Source organism: Legionella sp. (assembly GCF_965140895.1).
Taxonomy (GTDB): Bacteria; Pseudomonadota; Gammaproteobacteria; order Legionellales; family Legionellaceae; genus Legionella.
Genome location: NZ_CBCSKT010000029.1, coordinates 63,725 through 83,895, shown reverse-complemented (window position 1 = coordinate 83,895; position 20,171 = coordinate 63,725). Strand labels below are relative to the sequence as shown.

Below are 20,171 nucleotides of genomic sequence, written 5' to 3'. Positions count from 1 at the left end.
AGCAAACTCAGGCTGGTGAGTACGTAGGGGTTATGATGCCGACTACCATTGCTGGGATGGTTACCTTTTTCGCATTGCATGCATATCGCCGCCTTCCTGCGATGTTGAATTTCAGTATGGGTTTTTATAATTTATTTTCTGCCTGCCATTCTGCGGGAATAAAAAATATATATACCTCAAGACAATTTGTGGCTACTGCTAAATTAGAGACTTTAATTGAGGAGCTCCACAATGCTGGGTTAAAAATACATTTCCTAGAAGATTTTAAATCCAAAATTAATTTGGGCCATAAACTTTCTGGTTTAGTCAAAGGAATGTTTCCGGTATGGGCTTATCAATTGATTGGCGAGCCGGTGACTTCAGAGCAGACTGGGGTGATTTTGTTTACGTCTGGATCTGAGGGAGTTCCCAAAGGCGTCGTTTTAAGTCATTCCAATATGCTCGCGAATTGTTGGCAATTGACTTCACGTGTCGATTTTTCTTCGCGTGACATATTTTTTAATGCATTGCCCATTTTCCATTGTTTTGGTTTAACTGCAGGGGGGGTTCTTCCTTTAGTGACTGGGTTAAATTGTTTCTTTTATCCTTCTCCTTTGCATTACAAAATTATTCCAGGTTTAGTGTACCAGTCTGGTGCAACCATTATGTTTGGTACAGATACCTTTTTAACCGGTTATGCTCGTGCTGCAGAACGGCATGATTTTAGTAGTATTCGTTATATTTTTGCCGGTGCAGAAAAGGTAAAACCAGAAACCATGCGTTACTGGAGCGATAATTTTGGCGTAAAAGTTTATGAAGGTTATGGTGCTACGGAAGCATCGCCAGTGATTTCAATGAATTGTCCTTTGGCTTATGTTCCAGGGAGTGTAGGTATGATGTTACCGTTCATGGAGCGTCGTATTGAACCTGTGGATGGAATTCTCGAAGGAGGGCGTTTGTTTTTACGTGGCCCGAATATCATGCAAGGTTATTTGTCTGCGGAAAAGCAAGGAATGGTTAATGGCCCTCAAGATGGTTGGCATGATACTGGGGATATTGTCACCATGGATGAAGAAGATTTTATTACGATTGCCGGACGCGCAAAACGTTTTGCAAAACTTGCGGGTGAAATGGTTTCTTTACCTGCGGTTGAGGGAATTGCTGCATCTATTTGGCCTGAGTTATTACATGCTGCTGTTTCTAGAAAATGTGCTAAAAAAGGTGAGCAGATCCTGTTATTTAGTGAAGCAACTGATGCAAACAAGGCCAGCTTCATTAAGAAGGTTCAAGAGCTGAGCTATTCTGAACTGTTGATCCCCTTTCAAATTTATCCTGCGGCAAAGATACCTGTATTGGCTTCAGGAAAAATTGATTACGTTACTTTAGAAAAACAGTTAGAAGAAACTTCCTCCTTATAATTATTGTAGCCTGATTGCTTGCAACCAGGCTATGTTAGTCATTATTTCTTTAATACATAACTTCCTGGAGCATCCATGATTGGTAGATGTTTCAAATTGTCAAAGACAGGAGCAGGAATTAGTTTTCCTGAATGCGCTTTTAACCAGTCCATCCATTCAGGCCACCAGGACCCCCCATGCTCGCTTGCGTGCGCTAGCCACTCTTCAGGGGTGGGTGGTGCATGATGATTTACCTTATAGCCATATTTGGTGGCTGTAGGTGGATTAATAATTCCTGCGATATGTCCTGATCCTCCTAAAACAAAGCGTTTTGGACCACTCATCAGCTGATAGCCAGTATAGGTTGTTTGCCAGGGAGCAATATGATCTTTTTCTGTCGATAGGAAAAATGTAGGTACATCAATGGTGCTCACATCGATGGGCGTATGATTCAGATGAATTTTGTTGGGTTGCGACAGATTATTATGCAAATACATCCATCTTAAATATTGAGAATGCATGGTGGCAGGCATGTTCGTAGAATCGGAGTTCCAGTATAAAATATCAAAGGGAACCGGGTTTTGCCCGCGTAAGTAATTTTTAATAAAGAATGACCACACTAAGTCATTAGCTCTTAAGGAGTTAAAGCTGGAGGCCATAAATTTTCCGGCCAAATAGCCTTTAGACTTCATTTTATTTTCCAGCTTGGCAATTTGCTGTTCATCAATAAACACAGAAATATCACCGGGGTCGCTGAAATCAATCATGGCTGCCAAAAAGGTTGCACTGTGAATTGAATCATCTTGATGGGCTTTATTATAAGCGAGAAGCAGTGATAAAAGAGTTCCGCCAATACAGAATCCTAAGGTATTGACTTGAGGTACCTGTATTTGCTCCTTGATAACCTTAATCGCCTCCTGAGGACCTTCTTTTAAATAGTCATATAAGCTTTTATGCGCAAAACTCGCATCAGGATTCACCCAGGAAATAATAAATACAGTAATGCCTTGTTCTACAGCCCAGCGAATAAATGAATTATGGGGACTTAAGTCCATGATATAGTATTTGTTAATCCAGGGGGGGATAATTAATAGAGGTATTGATTTAACCTTAGCGGTTGTAGGCGAATACTGGATAAGCTCCATCATTTCATTTCTAAAGATTACTTTTCCCGGAGTAACCGCCAGATTTGTACCAATTTTGAATGCATCGACATCGGTCATTTTAATCATTAGGCGTGAGGAGCCAACCTCGACGTCAGAAAGTAGATTATGTAATCCATGCAGTAAATTTTTTCCGTGACTTTTTAGTGTTTCATCCATTAATTGTGGGTTCGTATGTACAAAGTTTGCTGGAGAAAGTGCATCTAAATATTGTTTCGTAAAAAATTTGATGCGTTTAGCTGTATTTTTATCTGAGTACTCCATTTTTTCAAATAAATCATTCATATGCTGCGTTGCTAAAAGGTAGTGCTGGCTTAACAAGTTAAAAAATGGGTTATGCAGCCAATCTTCTCCACTGAAGCGAGAGTCTGTGATTGGCATTGATTTCCCTTCAAGCCAATGAGCGAATTGGGTTTGTGCCAGATCCATGGCATCTTTCCAATAGGTTAATTGCATTTCCCATATTTTCTCTGGGTTTTTTAGCATAACCGACATCACATTTTGAAAGTGTTCGGTTAAGTCAATGTATTGATCAATTAAGGATGGCACATCAAGCGGCTTCTGCTGGATGTCATTAATAATCTGTAGGCTTTTTTCTGCTACAGCATGCATTAAATCACTAAACTCTCGGTCGTGGGTCATTCCTTAACTCCTGAGACAAATAACATGAATTCTTTATTTTGGAGTGTTTATTGAGGATTATCAAGCTGCTGGGTGATTTTTTACATAAATGGGGATGTTCTGGAAATGAATAAGCACTTAAAAAATTTCAGGCATTACTTGTCTGCAATAAGTACTAAATGGATGATAAATGTAACGGAAAGAGGACGCTAATGTATTAATATACTTGGTTAGATCAATTTCTTCGGGGTTATCTGGGTTTGATTTGATTTGAAAAATGATGGTTTTCTTAAGAAGGCTTAATTTTGTGAGAATTTTTCTTATGCGGGATAGCCTGAAGAAAAAGTGATGCTGGTTCTTGCCGTTTCAGAGGTTTCATAGCTGAAGAGTCTTAAATAATATTTAGAAACGTACAGTGTAATATGGGAGCTATGCGTGAATTATGCATCGCTCCCGTCATTTCGAAGGTATATTACTTGCGCACAAAAACTAACAATGACCAGCCATTAAGATTTTCTTGGCTTACCAACATAAATAGCTGCGTGTAGGCTTCGATAAGTAGAGGTGCTTGCTCTTGTAGTATTCCAGAAACTACCAGCAGCCCTTCGGGTTGCAGTAATTGTTGGAAACGATCTTTGAGCATCATTAATGGTGCTAACAGGATGTTGGCAATAATTAAATCTACCGGATTACTCAGTTCATCAGGAAAGCTAATGAGGAGTTTATTCGTATCAAGGCCATTAGTCAGTGCATTATTCTGCGTTGCTTGCAAGGCTTGTTGATCAATATCTACCGCATAAACCTCCCCCGCCCCTAATTTTAACGAAGCTAAAGACAAAATGCCTGAGCCACAGCCATAATCAATAATCGATTTTTGCAGTAAGGCTGCTTGTTCTAACCAAGTTAAACATAAAGAGGTCGTAGGATGAGTTCCTGTACCAAAGGCTAATCCCGGATCCAGCATTAAATTCACCGCTTCAGGTTCTGGTGGCGCGGACCACGTTGGGCAAATCCATAATCGTTGGCCAAAACGCTGTGGTTTAAAATCATCCATCCACGCGCGTTCCCAATCTCTATCCTCGAGGATTTCTAGAGTTAGGGCTAACTCAGGATGCATTTGCGTTAATTGATCACGCGTATACTGCGCCTGAATGGCTTCAGGAAATAAGGCCTGCATGATTACCTCAGGCCATAAAGGAGTTGTTCCTGGTTCAGGCTCAAGAACCGGATTATCATTTTTGTCGGTGAGCATGACTGACAGCGCACCAAACTCTTCCAGTTCTTCACTTAATTGCTCTATTTGCTCAACAGGGCAATGTTCTATTTTTAATTGAAACCACACAATATTAACCTTTCAACATTTTTTCCAGATAATGAATATTCGTACCACCAGCAACAAATGATTGGTCGTGGAGAATACGTTGATGCAATTCAATATTCGTTTTGATGCCATCAATAATAATTTCATCCAAGGCATTGCGCATGCGAGCAATAGCTTCCGCTCGTGTTGCACCGTAGCTTATGAGTTTGCCTATCATGGAATCATAATTAGGTGGCACGGTATAGCTACTGTAAATATGCGAGTCAAAACGAATACCTGGCCCACCTGGTTGATGCAGTAATTTGATCATCCCTGGAGATGGCATAAAGGTTTTAGCGTCCTCAGCGTTGATTCGGCATTCAATTGCATGGCCGCGAAGGGTAATGTCATCCTGGGTTAATGTCATTGGGATGTCGCTAGCAATTTTGATTTGTTCTTTAATTAAATCAATGCCAGTAATCATTTCGGTGACTGGATGTTCGACCTGAATACGTGTATTCATTTCAATGAAGTAAAAACAACCATCCTGATATAAAAACTCAAAGGTTCCCGCACCACGATATTGCAATTCTTCACAGGCCTTAATTACAGCAGCACCAACTTCTTTGCGTAATTCAGGGCTGATGCCAGGAGCTGGAGCTTCTTCGACTACTTTTTGGTGGCGACGTTGCATGGAACAGTCGCGCTCACCTAAATGAATCGCTTTTCCTTTACCATCACCAAGTACTTGAAACTCAACGTGGCGAGGGTTTTCCAGAAATTTTTCCATGTAAACGGTGGCATTGTTGAATGCTGCTTTCGCCTCACTGCGTGTTAAGGCAATGGCGGTTAGCAAATTAGATTCGCTATGAACAACACGCATTCCTCGTCCACCACCACCACCGGCAGCTTTAATAATCACTGGGTAACCAATTTTACGGCCAACTTCCAGATTATGTTGTTCATCATCGCCTAAAGGACCATCAGAGCCTGGAACACAGGGTACACCTGCTGCTTTCATTGTGTGGATCGCAGATACTTTATCGCCCATCATACGAATCGTATCGCCACGAGGGCCAATAAATTTGAACCCACTTTGTTCGACGATATCTGCAAAATCGGCATTTTCCGATAAAAATCCATAACCAGGATGGATGGCTACGGCATCGGTGATTTCTGCAGCAGAGATAATCGCTGGAATATTAAGATAACTTTTTTGTGCTGGAGCAGGGCCGATACATACGGTTTCATCCGCAAGTCGCACGTGCAGTAGATCTTTATCTACGTCGGAATGCACGGCTACTGTTTGAATGCCAAGCTCTTTACAGGCGCGCAAAATACGAAGCGCAATTTCGCCGCGGTTGGCGATAACAATTTTACTGAGCATTAGTGCACCTCTTATTCAATAACAAACAAGACTTGGTCATATTCAACCGGTTCGCCATTTGCTACCAATATCTCAACAAGCTTACCTGCGCGGTCGGCTTCAATTTCGTTGAACATCTTCATTGCTTCAACAATACATAGTACATCACCAACTTTTACTGACTGGCCAACAGTAACAAAAGGAGGGCTTTCAGGTGATGGTGAAGAGTACAGGGTTCCTACCATAGGGGAACGTACTTTATGTCCTGAACTAATCGCAGCTGCAGGTTTGCTTTCATGAGTGGCGGCAGGAGCGCTTGCAACAGGGGCCGCTTCAACATGAGGGGCTGGAGCAGAAACATAATGAACAGCAGGTGCTTCAACAGGAGCATTGCTGTAACGGCTTAATCTTAAAGATTCTTCACCTTCTTTGATTTCAATTTCAGAAATACCGGTTTCTTCTAATAATTCAATTAACTTTTTTATTTTACGAATATCCATCATTTGGTTCTCTCTAATTCTTCGATAATTGAGGTTAATGCAAGCGAATACCCTTGTGCACCCAAACCACTGATGGTGCCTTTGGCAATATCAGAGAAGTAGGAGTGATGACGAAAAGCTTCGCGGGAATAAATGTTGCTAAGGTGTACTTCAATAAACGGTATGGCAACTGCACTTAGTGTATCTCGCAAGGCTACACTTGTATGGGTATAACCTGCGGGATTGAATATGATGTAATCAATCTTGTCAGCAACTGTTTGTTGAATCACATTGATTAACTCTCCTTCAGAATTGCTTTGATAGCAAGATAGCGCCACCCCTGCGCGAGTTGCTTCTTGAGTTAAACGAGAATTGATCTGAGCTAACGAGAGAGTACCGTAGATATGGGGTTCTCTTGTTCCCAGAAGATTTAGATTAGGGCCATGCAAAACCAGAATTTTTTTCATCATTCCGTAATTATAGAATAATTTTTGGCAAATTTTGCCTTATCTTTAGGTAATTGTCTATATCCAAGAGGATATCGGCATGTTCTCCGCACGTTAGTTTAATTTTTCCCGCACAAATCATAAAGGAGTAGGGATGTAGGTTTCCTTAATCAAACGCAAATGGTATTTAGTATTTTCAAAAACAATAAAATTATGCTAGCTTGGATGAGTTTGTTGAGCTGTAGCGGTTTTATGCCTAAAAAAACATATTTGTTCGCCATAAGTCGGGGGATGTTTTTAGGATTTATAACTTTTTCGGTGTGACTCGCCCTCGAAGCTGACAAGTTATTCCATGGCTTGGGTTTTCAGGACGATTATTGGTTTTGAAGGAGAGTTACTTTTATATGTAGTAGAGTTGCAATTCAAGGAGTTAATTTATGCATCATAATTACTATTTGTCGCCATTAGCCGTAGCTTTGGCTTTAGGAATCGCTTCACCAGTGCGCGCTGCAGAGCCAATGCCTTTAAATCAGGCATCAATTACTCAATTAAAACAAAAGTTTTCGCTGGCTACTCAAGGGGCTTTAGTTGCTACCGATAGCCTCAGTTTTGTAAGAGAACATACTGATCGCAACAAAATGACCCACGTGCGTATGCAACAACAATATGCAGGATTTCCTGTACATGGTGGTTATGCAATTCTTCATAGTGCTTATCCAGCAAAATCACTAGGACAACCCCAAGCTAATGTAGCGATGAATGGTGTTGTTTACCAAGGTTTACAATCAGAGTTAGGCAAACCAGAAGCTTCTTTTGTTAAAAATGCTCCTGTCGCTTTAGAGCAGTTTAAAGCTCAATACGCAGGTAATGAATTAAGTGATGAGCACGTTGCGCCAATGGTTTATATTGATGACCAACATCAAGCGCATTGGGCATATAAAGTGAGTGTTTTTGTAACTTATAAAGATAAAATTCCTGCACGTCCAACAGCAATTATTGATGCGAAAACACACAAGCCATTTGTACAATGGGATGATGTGAAGACTGCCAAATCAGTGGCTAAAGGCTTTGGTTTTGGTGGAAACCACAAAGCTGGTGAATATAAATATGATGGCGGTGCATTCCCTTACTTAGAATTAACTCGTGATGACAGCGCTGCGGCCTGCTTCATGGAAAATACCGAGGTTAAAGTTATCGATATGCTCCATAAGTACAGTTCAAAAACCAAAGCAATGAAGTTTGATTGTCCAGCAAATGATTCAGGCATTTACATGACTGGTTATAAAGCAGATGGTTATGATCGTGATAATGGTGCTGCATCACCAACAAATGATGCTCTTTATGCGGGCTATGTAATCAAGCACATGTATCATGATTGGTATGGTGTTGAAGCATTAACTAAGTCTGATGGTTCACCAATGCAATTAGTAATGCGCGTACATTATGGCCAAGGTTATGAAAATGCATACTGGGATGGTCGTCAAATGACTTTTGGTGATGGCGATACCATGATGTATCCATTAGTATCACTTGGGGTTGGCGGTCATGAAATCAGCCATGGTTTCACTGAACAGCATTCTAACCTTGAATACTATGGTCAGTCTGGTGGTATGAATGAAGCATTCTCTGATATGGCAGCACAAGCAGCTGAGTATTATTCTGTAGGAAAAAATACTTGGAGCATTGGTGGCGAGATCATGAAAGAAGACAGTGGTTATGATGCACTGCGCTATATGGATGTACCAAGCCGTGATGGTTCTTCTATTGACTCTGCTGATGAATATTATGGTGGTTTAGATGTGCACTATTCTAGTGGGGTGTACAACCGTTTGTTCTATCTGCTGTCTACTACGCAAGGTTGGAATGCTCGTTTAGCCTTTGACGTAATGGTTAAAGCCAATATGGATTACTGGATACCTTATTCAACTTTTGATGAGGGTGCTTGTGGGGTGATTAATGCAGCATCTGATTTAGGTTATTCTGTTGATGATGTTAAAGTTGCACTAAAAACAGTTGCAATTAATTACTCTCGTTGTACTTCTAACCATTAATTTTTTTAAATGGCTTGGTTGCTTGCAACCGGGCCATTTCTTAAATGGCACCCCCATCAGAGCGCATAAAACATTTACTTATAAAATTCAACCAACATCCGCCCAACCAGCTCCGGCTTTTCCATATGAATATGATGTCCTCCGTTTAATTGTCCCACCACCATGTTTTTCACCGCCTTAATACGGTTTTCCATTATTTTTGCATCAAAGGCAAAACCTTCATCGCTTAGCAATAAATGAGTTTTAGTGCTGATGTTTTGCAAACAGGAGAGTACTTGCTCTTCAGTCATACGTAGTGGAGTTGGGGCAATTAAGCGCCGATCATGGCGCCAATAAAAGCGACCTTCTTTTTCCACTAAACCACGCTCACAAAGAAGTCGGGCAATCTCTATCGAGACATAACCTTTCTGCGAACGAGTGTAGGCAGCACTTTCAAATTGCTCATAGCCTTTGGGGGAGCGATGTGTGTGGCTAATAAATTTGGCGTATTCCGTTAATTGGCTGCATGCTGTTTTTGCAGGAGATGAAAAAGGTCCTAAGGCTTCGATTAGATAAAGGGAACGCAATCGCTCTGGGGCGACACCCGCTACTAAGCTGCCCATGCACGCGCCCATTGAATGACCTAGCAAATGTACTTTGTCTAGTTTTAGGGCCTTAATTATTTCGATAATAATAAAAATACCATCAAAAAAATGATAATTACATCCTGGTGGGAGATGGGAGGAAAGCCCATGCCCTGGAAAATCAACGGCAATCAAGTAAAAGTCGTTTTGCAAGTACGAAGCCAGTGGGGCAAAGCTGTTGGCATTATCCAGCCAGCCATGTAAGGCTAGAATAGGGGGATTTTTGGGATTCCCCCATGTTTTCCCTGCAATTGAGAATCCTGGGATGGTGAGTGTAATTTCTTGCATTTTATATTTATTGCGCCAGTAACACGTTATTATTCAAGTATAAACTAAAAGCGAATGATGGGTTAATATGTTGCTTTAAGCTAAAAAATAAGTGATTATTTGTACAAGTAATGATGTTGTTAGTATTTTTTTTCTCCAATTTAATGATATGCTTAACTAAGAACGTTTCGCGTTAGGGAAGAGTGAAGTGATGCCACACGAAGCACATAGTGTGTCCTTGATAACATATAACATCCATAAAGGCTTTGGAGTTGGAGCCATTCGTTTCTTGCTTCCAAAAATGCGTGATGCAATTAGCAGTTTGAATCCTGATTTTGTTTTTTTACAAGAAGTCCAGGGTGAACATCGAAAACGTAAAAAACGAATTGATGCGTGGCCTGATTCCACGCAGTGTGAATACATCGCTGAAAATATCTGGCCTCATTATGCTTATGCTAAAAATGCAGTATATCAATCCGGGCATCATGGAAATGCAATTTTAAGTAAATATGCATTTAAGAACGTTGAGAATATTAATTTAGCAAACATGAGACGTGCTTCTCGAGGTGTTTTGCATGTCCAACTAGACATCAACGGCGTAGTGGTTCATTTATTATGCGTGCATTTAGGCCTTTTTAAACGAGAACGTATGGAGCAATCAACGGCCTTAATGCAGAGGATTAAAGAAGTAGTTCCTGCTCATGAACCGTTGCTCATGGCCGGAGATTTTAATGATTGGCGTAACGTACTGTCTCAGCCTCTGGCTGAGGACTTAAATGTGGAGGAGGCCTTTATTTCCTTAGAAGGTCAACATGCTCGCTCTTTTCCCGCGATTCGCCCCGCACTTTGTGTTGACCGTGTTTATTTCCGGGGTATGCAAGTACAAGAGGTTGCTTGTTTGCAGGGGAAACCTTGGCGAATGCTCTCGGATCATTTACCGCTTTATGCGCGTTTTGAGTTGATCGAGGGTACACAACAGCAGCAACTTAACCAAAAATCTTAGCTACTGGGGCTTTGCCAAGCAATGGGGGCTTGATTGAAATGGTGGCCCCTCACGGTGATTTAACGATTAATCTTTATGATCAGTTTGTGATGATAAGGTGGTTGATTTATGGGAGATTGACTTAAGAGGGAAGTCACAATAGAGGTTGGTAAAGGGTAGGCTGTTAAGCCTAGCCTACCCACCCGTGAGGCTTCACACAGTTTACGATTGGTGTAATTCCATATCGTTTTGATAATCTCCAAGGCACGCCAAGCTGTTTAAACGAGCGCGTTTTAACAGTGCATCCTGAGCTTTATTGATATTTTCTTTTTTCCCGCCCCAAGCAGCTAAGCAATCTTCTTGTAATGCTCTTCCGTAAGAGAAGCTGAGTAACCATGGTTGGTGGATAATGTTATTAATTGCGTTTAAGTTTGCTGTAGCTTGTTGTGGCGTTTGGCCACCAGATAAGAAATTGATGGTTGGTACTGCTGCAGGAACATTATTGCGGAATACGCCAATAGTATAATCTGCAACTTCATCAGGCTCGCTGAATTTAGCATTTGCTTTTCCACAAGTAACCATGCTTGGTTTTAAAATAATGTGTTCTAATTCAACTTGGTGAATGAATAATGCATGGAATACTTCGTGTAACACAATTTCAGAAACTTCAGCACAATGTTCAATGCTGTGATCACCATCCATTAATATTTCAGGTTCTACAATGGGCACAATTCCTACTGATTGGCAGGTAGCCGCATAGCGAGCCAGGTTTTCTGCGCCAGTTTTTATTGCCGATAAGCTTGGAGTAGTATCTGAAATAGAATAGACGTTACGCCATTTTGCAAAGCGTGCACCTAATTTTTTGAAGTGCAGTAAACGTTCTGCTAATCCATCTAAACCTTGAGTAACTTTCTCATTTTCGGTATTGGCTAAATCAACAAGACCTTTATCTACTTTGATTCCTGGAACAATACCTTGGTCAGCAAATAATTTTGCAATGGGCGTACCATGATCATCAGTTTGTTCAAAGGTTTCTTCAAATAAGATTACCCCATTAATGTATTTTCCTAAATCAGGAGTAGTTGCGAGCATTAAGCGGTAATCTCTACGATTTTGCTCAGTGTTTTCAATATTAATGGAGGCAAAACGTTTGCCAATGGTTCCATTGCTTTCATCTGCGGCTAAAATACCTTTACCTGGTTGTAATATGTCTTCCATAGTGGCTGATAATTCTTCATAGCTCATAATCTATTTGCTCCTGGTCGTTATCTAGAAATATATTTTTCACGAATAATTTGTTGCATGGCAAAGCCTTGCTCTTTTAAATAATTAAATGACTCGTCGATCATACCTGGATTTCCACATAAATAAACCACATCCTGTTGCGGATTTAAGTTCAGTTTAGGAAAGGCATGTTGTACGTAGCCGTGATGCTCATGTTCTTGTAGTTCTTCAACAGGTTGGCGGCTTAAATAGGGCATAAATGTTGCTTTTGGGTATTTTTGGTTAAAGTTATGGAATTCCTCAGGATAGAGGATTTCATTACGTCGTTGCACTCCTTGGAGAATAATTACCTGTAAGTCCGGATTTTGCTCCATACGCTTACCAAGCTCTGCCAGCATCGCTCTATAAGGGGTAATCCCTGTGCTGGTTGCCACCAGAATGTAGCGTCCTGGCGATTCATCTTTCATCACTAAACGACCAAAGGGGCCGTTTATGTTGATAATATCCCCTGGCTTTAAATTATATAAAAATTGTGTTCCTGGTCCGTTTTCAAAATAACCAGCCGCAAATTCAATTGCATTGTCTTTTTTCGGTTCATTTGCAATGCTATAACTACGCTTTATTATTTTTCCCTCATGTTCAAAATGAATGGTAATAAATTGTCCTGGTATATAATTAAAGCAAGGGCTGAGTTCGCATTTAAAAATAAAATGCTTTACCTTAGGGGTAATCATAACGGATTGTACTAAGGTGACTGGAAAGGTATTTATTTGCATAAATGTATCAACGTTTAATATAAAGTGCTTAATATAAGGAAAAAATTATGCATTGCAAGGGTTCGAGGCATATAATTAACTTATGACTACCATCGACTTAATCGCCATTTTAGGCAATCTAAGCAAATCTTTATACCCTCTGCAACGGTTAATTACAGCGGGAGCGTATTTATTGGGTGTATTATTTTTCATTACAGCGATTATGAAGCTGATGAAAATAGGAGATCATCGAGCCCAATCTCAATCTCAGGAGAGGATGTTTGTGCCGATGATGTACTTGCTTTTTGGCGCACTTTTATTGTACTTGCCTTCAGCACTTAATCTCGCTGCGAATACCGCCTTTGGTGTGGGAAATATTTTAACCTACACCAATTATGACCCCACTAATATTTATAGTTCCATGGGCTTATTGATTCGTACAGCTGGGGTGTTATGGTTCGTGCGTGGCTGTGTTCTCGTGGCACAATCCAGTGAGCCGGGGGCTCAAGATGGGCCGAAAGGATTAATATTTATTTTAGCGGGAATATTATCGATGAATTTTGATAATACCGTGTCGATAATGAATAATATGATGGGTTCTATTGCGAGCTGGACTCTGGCTATTAAGCAAAGCCAGGGTTACTAGATTTAGGACGTGGTTAGCCGCCTCGGTGTAAATTAATTTTCCGCTCCACAAATCCGTAGATTATTTGCTGTGGCAAAATCCATAATGGATTGGTAAAGTAAAGGACTCGATTCTTTCAGTTTGGGATCGAGAAGAACACACTGATATCCATCGCTATTAACACTCGGACGTAATAATGGTGAGTAATGGATGCGTTTGTTTTTAAAGCTTGCGAGTGAGCCACTCATGCGCTCCGCCCAGTCGCTGGGACGAAAAGTCTTCCCTTGAGCGGTTATTCCTTCAATAATGATTGTTTTCTTTTGTGAATCTGCCATAATTCTATTCAATTAAAGTACACTGTGCTAAGTATAGCATCAAACACTGATTTCTGTACTGAAATTTATTCGCTTTACTGCAATATATTTGTGTTTTCAAAAGCGAATTTTATCCCTATCATGTGAGGTTGTTAACAAAGCGTTTATTGAAGGTTGATCGCAAGAATGGAAAAAGAAAATCGTTCAGGTATTTATTTGCTACCAAATTTATTTACTACGGCTAGTTTATTTGCAGCATTTTATTCATTGGTGGCTTCGATGAAAGGGCAGTATGAGGCTGCTGTTATTGCTATATTTATTGGTATGATTGCTGATGGTCTGGATGGACGTATTGCCCGTTTAACCAATACTCAGTCGGAGTTTGGCGCCCAATACGACAGCTTATCGGATATGGTAACCTTTGGGGTTGCACCGTCTTTATTAATGTACAATTTGTCGCTGAGCCATTTAGGGAAAGTAGGGTGGTTGGTTGCCTTTGTTTATACGGCAGCGGTTGCTTTACGATTGGCGCGTTTTAATACTCAGTTGGAAATCGCAGATAAGTGTTATTTCCAGGGATTACCTTGCCCCCCTTCGGCAGCTGTCATGGCATCGTTTGCTTGGTTATGTTATCAAAATGGCTGGCATAATATGTTTGTCGCAGTTGTAACCGCGATTATGTCTTTAGTTGCATCGGCATTGATGGTGTCTAATTTCCGCTATTACAGCTTTAAAGAAGTAGATTTTAAAGGAAAGGTTCCCTTTTTATATGTCTTGGTAATGATTGTTTTGTTTGTCGCGATTGCGGCGAACCCATCCTGGGTTCTCTTCATTACTTTTGGGCTTTATGCTTTTTCCGGCTTAATAGTTACTTTATGGGCTGTGCATAAGGTGAGAAAGCAAAGGAAGTATATTGAAAAACAACACTAAGATATAAAAGCATAACCTGGTTGTAAGCAACCAGGTTATGCTCTGCTAGTCTATACCACCCGGAGTGGGGCAGAGGATGGTTCCTGATGTCTTTGCTGAGTTTAAGCATCTCTTCCTGTTTGGTTGTTCCTGTGCTTCGGCTCTTTATGTTCCTCTGTGCATACACCGTCTTATTTGAGCTTAATCTATTGCTTAAATTCCATCATTGCCAAGAGCATAGTGACGATACAACCAGGAGTTGTTGCACGAAATTCTGGGGTGTTTCGCTTTGTTTTTAATGCCGGAAGTGAGGGATAGTGCTCAAATATTAATTGACTAAAATCGTGAAGAAGCTATTCGCCCTCACCAAAGAAATTATTAATCAATTGGACTAATGCCTCGTTCAGTTGCTCTTCATCTGGACCTTCAATTTCCAGGGTAATTGAACTTCCTTTATTTGCCGCAAGCATCATGACACCCATGATACTTTTTCCATTAACCGTTTGGGAATCTTTCGTGACATTGATCTGGCTCTGGTATCGCGCAGCAGTTGAAACAAATTTTGCTGATGCACGAGCATGCAGGCCAAGTTTATTGATGATTGTAATCGTTGTTTTTATCATAAGCGTATTTAAGTCCCAAAAACGCAACGTGAACAGACTCTGGGGTAGAGCGACTGCGTTTTAGCTAATGTATCACGAAGAATGCTTAGGGTACAGGGATTCTTGTACAAAAAAAGTTAAGTGGGGTTTTGAATAGATATTTTTCACAGATTTTTATTGTATTTGCATTTCAGCTAAGAAAGCGCCTCCTCGGTTGAAGAGGAGGCGAATTGTAGTGATTAATGACTACGAATTTTTTCTTTATGCTTCAGCAACTGACGATCGAGTTTATCAATTAAAGCATCTATTGCTGCATACAAGTTCTCTGATTCTGAACTAGCATGTAATTCTCCGCCCGCAACAAAAATAGTCGCTTCTGCAATTTGTCTTAATTTTTCAATATCAAAAATTACATTAATTTTAGTGATATGATCAAAATGGTGCTCAAGTTTAGTAAATTTTTCTTCAGCATAGGTTCTGATAGCGGGAGTTACCTCCATGCGATGCCCAGTAATGTGAATTTGCATAACGAACCTCCTTCGGTTATTTTTTAGATACGAATTTTTTTCTTTCATTCGATGGAGCTATCCCCATCGCTTCACGATATTTTGCTACGGTTCTTCTTGCTACCTGAATACCTTGGTCTGCTAGTAAGAGCATAATTTTGCTATCGCTTAATGGCTTTTTTCCATTTTCTGCCGCAATTAATTTTCTAATTAATGCTCGAATAGCAGTAGAGGAACATTCAGCGCCAGCATCGGTATTCACATGGCTGGAGAAAAAGTATTTTAGCTCAAAAACGCCTCGAGGAGTATGAATAAATTTTTGCGTAGTAACGCGAGAAATGGTTGACTCATGCATTTCCAAGGCAGATGCAATATCATTAAGAATCAATGGTTTCATCGCTTCTTCACCGAGTTCGAGAAAACCTTGTTGATACTCCATAATGCATCGCCCTACCTTAAGTAACGTTTCCTGGCGGCTTTGAATACTTTTTAAAAACCATCGGGCTTCTTGAAGATTACTTTTTAAGAATAGATTGTCGGCACTATTGTTCGCACGTTGAATCAATGATGCATATTGATTGTTAATGCTTAAGTTCGGTAAAATGTTTTGATTTAAAACGACTTTCCACTCATTATTTATCTTTTTAACCGTTAAGTCGGGAATAATATATTCAGTAATGTCATGGTGAATCAAATGCCCTGGTTTGGGATTTAAGCCTTGAATGATACGTAACACGTCATTAATGGCTTTTTCGCTAACTTTATGATTTTTCATTAATTGCTTGTAATTATGTTGGCCAAGCAAATCTAAGTCTTCGAGAATAATTTTTTTAGTAAGTTCCAAATGTTTTGTTTCTGGAGATAACTGTTCTAGTTGTATGAGTAAGGTTTCCGCTAGATTCAATGAAGCGCAGCCTACAGGGTCAAACAATTGTAAGCGATGGCGTACCGCTTCTATTTCCTCTTGGTCAATGGGAAGTTCTTCACTGTTTAGGCTAGTATGCAAATCGCCAATAGAGGTACTTAGAAATCCGTCATTATTAATCGCATCAATTAATGTTGTCGCTATGGCTCTGTCTATTTCACTCATTGGTGACAGCGCTAATTGCCAACGTAAATGGTCTTGCAAATTCGTGGTGGTGCAGTGCAAATTATCAAAATTATAATCGCTATCGTCAAATTGATGGCGCTTATTGGAAATTTGGTAAAGCTCAGACCATTGAAAATCCGTGGGTTCATCGTTGTCTCTGGATTGAGCTTCATGAGGTAAATCTTCTTTACCCTCGTTGGGCGTCGCTTCTAACATAGGATTGGATTCAACAATGAGTTGAATTTCTTGTTGTAGATCAATAGTGGACAATTGCAAGAGCCTAATTGCTTGCTGTAGCTGTGGGGTAAGTGCCAAATGTTGGCCTATACTAAGCTGCAGTGACGGTTTCATGCAAATCCTCTTTGTTTCTTTCTACTGCCATTAACTATCAGTTTAAACGATTCGTGAGGATTATCCAGTATTTGCGATGGTTAAATTAACCTAACTTCCTGAAGTTGAGTAAAATCTAGTGGTATGTGATAGGAGGGGGGCTGGTTTTTAGCGTAGCAAATCCTAGCTAAGAAAACATAGCGGTAATCTGGGAATATAAAATAAAAAGCCCCTATGCGGGGCTCAATAATTATTTTACTTTCTTTTCTTTAAAAAGAACGTGCTTACGAACTTTTGGATCGTACATCATCAATTCCATCTTTTCAGGATGGTTACGTGGGTTCTTAGTTGTAGTTTTATAGTATCCAGTTCCTGCTGTGGATTCCATTTTCACTTTGATGGTGACAGCTGCCATGGTTTATCCCCTTAGTTATACTTTTTCGCCATTGGCTCTGATTTGATCCAGAACCTTCTTGATGCCTAACTTATCAATTATACGCATACCTTTGGTACTAACGCGTAAAGTGATAAATCGGTTCTCTTCTTCAACCCAGAAACTATGATTTTGAATGTTGGGAAGAAAGCGTCTTTTAGTTTTGTTGTTAGCGTGCGACACTTTGTTACCAGTCATGGGTCGCTTGCCAGTTACCTGACATACTCTAGACATTGTGTTACTCCAAATTTAGAAATTTTATGGTTGTCTTTGTAATATTCTGGGCAAATAGCCGGATGTGAAATACAAGAGCGGTTTTATATCAAAAAAACGCAACAGTTGCAAGATTTTTCTAGAAACATATAATCGTTTTTTTTATAAATTGAGTTATCAGTATGCATCGTAAAATAAAAAGTTATGTATTGCGAGCAGGGCGTGTAAGTAATCGCCAGCAGCAAGGATTAGATCTTTGGATTAAGGATTATGCCTTATCTATGGCGGATTCTCCGTGGAATTTAGCCGAAGAATTTGGACGAGAAGCGGATACGATTGTGGAAATTGGTTTTGGTATGGGGACCTCTTTGCTACAGATGGCACAAAATAGTCCAGAGCTGAATTACATTGGCATTGAAGTGCATCAAGCAGGTGTAGGGAGCCTAGCTGCTGACTTGCATGATCATCAGGTAACCAATGTGCGTATTGTGGCTCATGATGCGGTAGAAGCCTTTCAAACTCAGATTGCTGATAATTCTCTCGCGGGAATACAAATCTTTTTCCCTGATCCTTGGCATAAGAAACGCCATCATAAACGTCGTTTGATTCAACCTGAGTTTATTCGATTATTGACTAAAAAAATTAAAACAGGTGGATTTATTCATTGTGCTACCGATTGGCAGGAATATGCAGAACATATACTCGAAGTTTTGTCTGCCGTTCCTGGCTTACATAATTCACAAGCCGAAGGAGGTTACGCTCCTAAGCCTGAATCACGGCCTTTGACTAAGTTTGAGTTGCGCGGCGAGCGTTTGGGGCATGGGGTTTGGGATCTTATGTTTCTAAAGTCGTAGGATGTTCTTTGTAGACACGTCATTCTGAGACGTCTATGACGAAGACTCTCCTGAATGTGGCATTACTCTTAATCAGGGCATTTATGTCTCATTCAGAAGCTCCCTCGCCGTGTTTGGGATGACGTATCACTGCATTGATATTCGATTAGCCCCTGTGTAGTATTAGTCCGATAGCAACCAGAAAAGGATGTCATATCATGGGATTTGTCATAGCGCTAAACAAAGCCATTGAAGCAGGGAACGAGCGATTTCAGGAGTTTATTACCCAAAAACTAGAGGAGAATGAACATTATCTAGAACAATCCTTTTGGATGCCTGACTCTACGCAGTTGACGGTAGTAAATTATTTAATTCAACAACATCAAGAACCTGATAATGATGCGGAGAGGGGTAATGCATCATCTAATTTGACTTCCTCTATTTCTTTTGTTTTAGCAAGAGCGCAGGATAAAAACGTGGGAGAACCAGTACATTACGCAATTTCTTTAGGTCAGCCTCGGTTAGCGATCTACCTTTTAGAACAAGGATTTTTTGATGTAAATCGGCGAAATAAAGAGGGACACACTTTATTATCCTTGGTATTAGACACGCAACATAAGCAATTATTAAAAGCAGTTTTAGCACGGAATCCTAATGTTTATGAAAGCAATCAATTATCAGAGGACCCTATCGAATATCAGCCTCTACATCAGGCAATTCTGTCTAATTTTGGTTTTGGGGTAAGGGCATTAGTGCAGGCAGGGGCACAATTAAATAACCCTGTAGGTCCCTTGATGGAAACACCACTTTTGTTTGCGGCACGGCTAGGGAAGATTAAAGCACTTGCTGCCTTGTTGGCCTCCCCTGAGGGTGAGCTGGATCTTGAGGTTGAAAATAGTGATCGCGCTGAATCTTATGAGCATGGCCATAATCCGGTTGAAGCATTGTGCCAACGTTTAGCTCAGGAACCACAAAAAGCATCACTAATTGATGGCGTTGCCATGTTACTTTGTCATGGTGCAGAACCTCCTCGCCGAGATGAAATGCGACAATTATTGGCAAGCAAACGAATGGAGCTGCTACAATCGATTGATTCGTATCTTGAAAAACACAATGAATTGGTTGATCCCTTTGTGAGTCGATGCCATTTGATTGGTACTCCGTTGCATTCAATTATCTACGTAGATCATTCTTGGGGCAATGCATTGCGTCAACTTTTTGGCCGTCCTAGTGCTGCAGGTTCCATGGTGGAAAGCTGGGTTACGCGAAAATATGGGGATAAGGCCGAAAATGATTTGGGCAATGTAGAGCTGCCTTCTAAGGCAGGTTCAACTTATACAGGGAAGGAAGACCCACTTAAATTATATGCTGTATTCGTAGAGCGTTATAAATTAGCTTATAACAGCCAGCGAATTACTAATCCTTGGAGCACGATGAATTGGATGATTGCTGAGGGACTAGGCGATTGGGCGACGGTGCTTAAATATTCAAAGGAGCATCCTGCCAGTAGAACGCGTCTTATTATTAAAGATATGATTAAATCAGAGCCAAAAAGCCTGCATGAAGAGATACCATCCAATGCCTGCGCTCCAGTTAGTGTTACGCTTTAAATAAAACAAAACGTCATCTTGGACGCAGTGAGGGACCTCCAATACAAGCACTG

The 20,171-nt window shown here is 40.4% G+C and carries 21 protein-coding genes; 7 read left to right on the top strand and 14 right to left on the bottom strand.

Annotated elements, in window-relative coordinates; translation table 11 throughout:
- Positions 1-1,397 (top strand): AMP-binding protein (locus ACQY7T_RS03680; protein WP_428411357.1); only part of this gene is annotated, 1,397 nt, incomplete at its 5' end.
- Positions 1,398-1,438: 41 nt separating this feature from the next.
- Here the strand turns inward: ACQY7T_RS03680 and ACQY7T_RS03675 are convergent.
- The 5 genes from ACQY7T_RS03675 to aroQ all read right to left on the bottom strand — a co-directional run bounded on the left by ACQY7T_RS03675 (position 1,439) and on the right by aroQ (position 6,772).
- A complete protein-coding gene (locus ACQY7T_RS03675; protein ID WP_428411356.1) occupies positions 1,439-3,181 on the bottom strand; it encodes a PHA/PHB synthase family protein in 1,743 nt (580 codons plus the stop codon).
- A gap of 451 nt (positions 3,182-3,632) precedes the next feature.
- Entirely contained in the window at positions 3,633-4,502 is an 870-nt protein-coding gene (gene prmA / locus ACQY7T_RS03670) for a 50S ribosomal protein L11 methyltransferase (protein WP_428411355.1), read from the bottom strand.
- Positions 4,503-4,506: 4 nt separating this feature from the next.
- Complete coding sequence (accC, locus tag ACQY7T_RS03665) at positions 4,507-5,847, bottom strand: acetyl-CoA carboxylase biotin carboxylase subunit (protein WP_428411354.1); 1,341 nt, start codon at positions 5,845-5,847, stop codon at positions 4,507-4,509.
- Between the two features lie 11 nt (positions 5,848-5,858).
- Complete coding sequence (gene accB, locus ACQY7T_RS03660) at positions 5,859-6,326, bottom strand: acetyl-CoA carboxylase biotin carboxyl carrier protein (protein ID WP_428411362.1); 468 nt, start codon at positions 6,324-6,326, stop codon at positions 5,859-5,861.
- Entirely contained in the window at positions 6,326-6,772 is a 447-nt protein-coding gene (aroQ, locus tag ACQY7T_RS03655; protein WP_428411361.1) for a type II 3-dehydroquinate dehydratase, read from the bottom strand. Before aroQ ends, accB begins: the two co-directional genes overlap by 1 nt.
- Positions 6,773-7,188: 416 nt before the next feature.
- Here aroQ and proA point away from each other — a divergent pair, with 416 nt between their 5' ends.
- On the top strand, positions 7,189-8,802 hold the full coding sequence (gene proA / locus ACQY7T_RS03650; RefSeq protein ID WP_428411353.1) for a zinc metalloprotease ProA: 1,614 nt from the start codon (positions 7,189-7,191) through the stop codon (positions 8,800-8,802).
- Between the two features lie 74 nt (positions 8,803-8,876).
- Here the strand turns inward: proA and ACQY7T_RS03645 are convergent, their stop codons facing one another.
- On the bottom strand, positions 8,877-9,713 hold the full coding sequence (locus ACQY7T_RS03645; RefSeq protein WP_428411352.1) for an alpha/beta fold hydrolase: 837 nt from the start codon (positions 9,711-9,713) through the stop codon (positions 8,877-8,879).
- Between the two features lie 190 nt (positions 9,714-9,903).
- Here ACQY7T_RS03645 and ACQY7T_RS03640 point away from each other — a divergent pair, with 190 nt between their 5' ends.
- Positions 9,904-10,695: an endonuclease/exonuclease/phosphatase family protein gene (locus ACQY7T_RS03640; protein ID WP_428411360.1), complete on the top strand. Its 792-nt coding sequence runs from the start codon at positions 9,904-9,906 to the stop codon at positions 10,693-10,695.
- 201 nt (positions 10,696-10,896) lie between these two features.
- Here the strand turns inward: ACQY7T_RS03640 and ACQY7T_RS03635 are convergent, their stop codons facing one another.
- Both ACQY7T_RS03635 and ACQY7T_RS03630 read right to left on the bottom strand, forming a co-directional pair.
- Entirely contained in the window at positions 10,897-11,919 is a 1,023-nt protein-coding gene (locus tag ACQY7T_RS03635; RefSeq protein WP_428411351.1) for a class I fructose-bisphosphate aldolase, read from the bottom strand.
- 20 nt (positions 11,920-11,939) lie between these two features.
- Positions 11,940-12,674, bottom strand: coding sequence for a ferredoxin--NADP reductase (locus ACQY7T_RS03630; RefSeq protein ID WP_428411350.1), 735 nt, complete (start codon positions 12,672-12,674; stop codon positions 11,940-11,942).
- Between the two features lie 82 nt (positions 12,675-12,756).
- Here ACQY7T_RS03630 and ACQY7T_RS03625 point away from each other — a divergent pair, with 82 nt between their 5' ends.
- A complete protein-coding gene (locus ACQY7T_RS03625; RefSeq protein WP_428411349.1) occupies positions 12,757-13,299 on the top strand; it encodes a type IV secretion protein IcmC in 543 nt (180 codons plus the stop codon).
- Between the two features lie 32 nt (positions 13,300-13,331).
- Here ACQY7T_RS03625 and ACQY7T_RS03620 read toward each other — a convergent pair whose 3' ends face one another.
- Positions 13,332-13,613, bottom strand: a complete 282-nt coding sequence (locus ACQY7T_RS03620) for a DUF3579 domain-containing protein (protein WP_428411348.1) — start codon at positions 13,611-13,613, stop codon at positions 13,332-13,334.
- Between the two features lie 165 nt (positions 13,614-13,778).
- On the opposite strand from ACQY7T_RS03620, the gene pssA reads away from it, so the two are divergent.
- Entirely contained in the window at positions 13,779-14,522 is a 744-nt protein-coding gene (gene pssA, locus ACQY7T_RS03615) for a CDP-diacylglycerol--serine O-phosphatidyltransferase (protein WP_428411347.1), read from the top strand.
- 332 nt (positions 14,523-14,854) lie between these two features.
- On the opposite strand, the gene ACQY7T_RS03610 is transcribed toward pssA, so the two are convergent.
- From ACQY7T_RS03610 to rpmB, 5 genes are all read right to left on the bottom strand, one after another.
- Positions 14,855-15,124, bottom strand: a complete 270-nt coding sequence (locus ACQY7T_RS03610) for an HPr family phosphocarrier protein (RefSeq protein ID WP_428411346.1) — start codon at positions 15,122-15,124, stop codon at positions 14,855-14,857.
- Positions 15,125-15,342: 218 nt separating this feature from the next.
- Positions 15,343-15,630: a ribosome hibernation-promoting factor, HPF/YfiA family gene (gene hpf, locus ACQY7T_RS03605; RefSeq protein WP_347571295.1), complete on the bottom strand. Its 288-nt coding sequence runs from the start codon at positions 15,628-15,630 to the stop codon at positions 15,343-15,345.
- 16 nt (positions 15,631-15,646) lie between these two features.
- Complete coding sequence (locus tag ACQY7T_RS03600) at positions 15,647-17,050, bottom strand: RNA polymerase factor sigma-54 (protein WP_428411345.1); 1,404 nt, start codon at positions 17,048-17,050, stop codon at positions 15,647-15,649.
- A 229-nt stretch (positions 17,051-17,279) separates the two neighbouring features.
- Positions 17,280-17,444 carry a 50S ribosomal protein L33 gene (gene rpmG / locus ACQY7T_RS03595; protein WP_003635328.1) on the bottom strand — a complete coding sequence of 55 codons (165 nt, stop codon included), beginning with the start codon at positions 17,442-17,444 and terminating at the stop codon, positions 17,280-17,282.
- Between the two features lie 15 nt (positions 17,445-17,459).
- On the bottom strand, positions 17,460-17,696 hold the full coding sequence (rpmB, locus tag ACQY7T_RS03590) for a 50S ribosomal protein L28 (RefSeq protein ID WP_428411344.1): 237 nt from the start codon (positions 17,694-17,696) through the stop codon (positions 17,460-17,462).
- A 161-nt stretch (positions 17,697-17,857) separates the two neighbouring features.
- Between rpmB and trmB the strand changes: the two genes are divergently transcribed.
- Together trmB and ankC are read left to right on the top strand one after the other, a co-directional pair.
- Complete coding sequence (trmB, locus tag ACQY7T_RS03585) at positions 17,858-18,529, top strand: tRNA (guanosine(46)-N7)-methyltransferase TrmB (RefSeq protein ID WP_428411343.1); 672 nt, start codon at positions 17,858-17,860, stop codon at positions 18,527-18,529.
- Positions 18,530-18,726: 197 nt separating this feature from the next.
- Entirely contained in the window at positions 18,727-20,118 is a 1,392-nt protein-coding gene (gene ankC, locus ACQY7T_RS03580; protein WP_428411342.1) for a Dot/Icm T4SS effector AnkC/LegA12, read from the top strand.
- Positions 20,119-20,171: the final 53 nt, after the last annotated feature.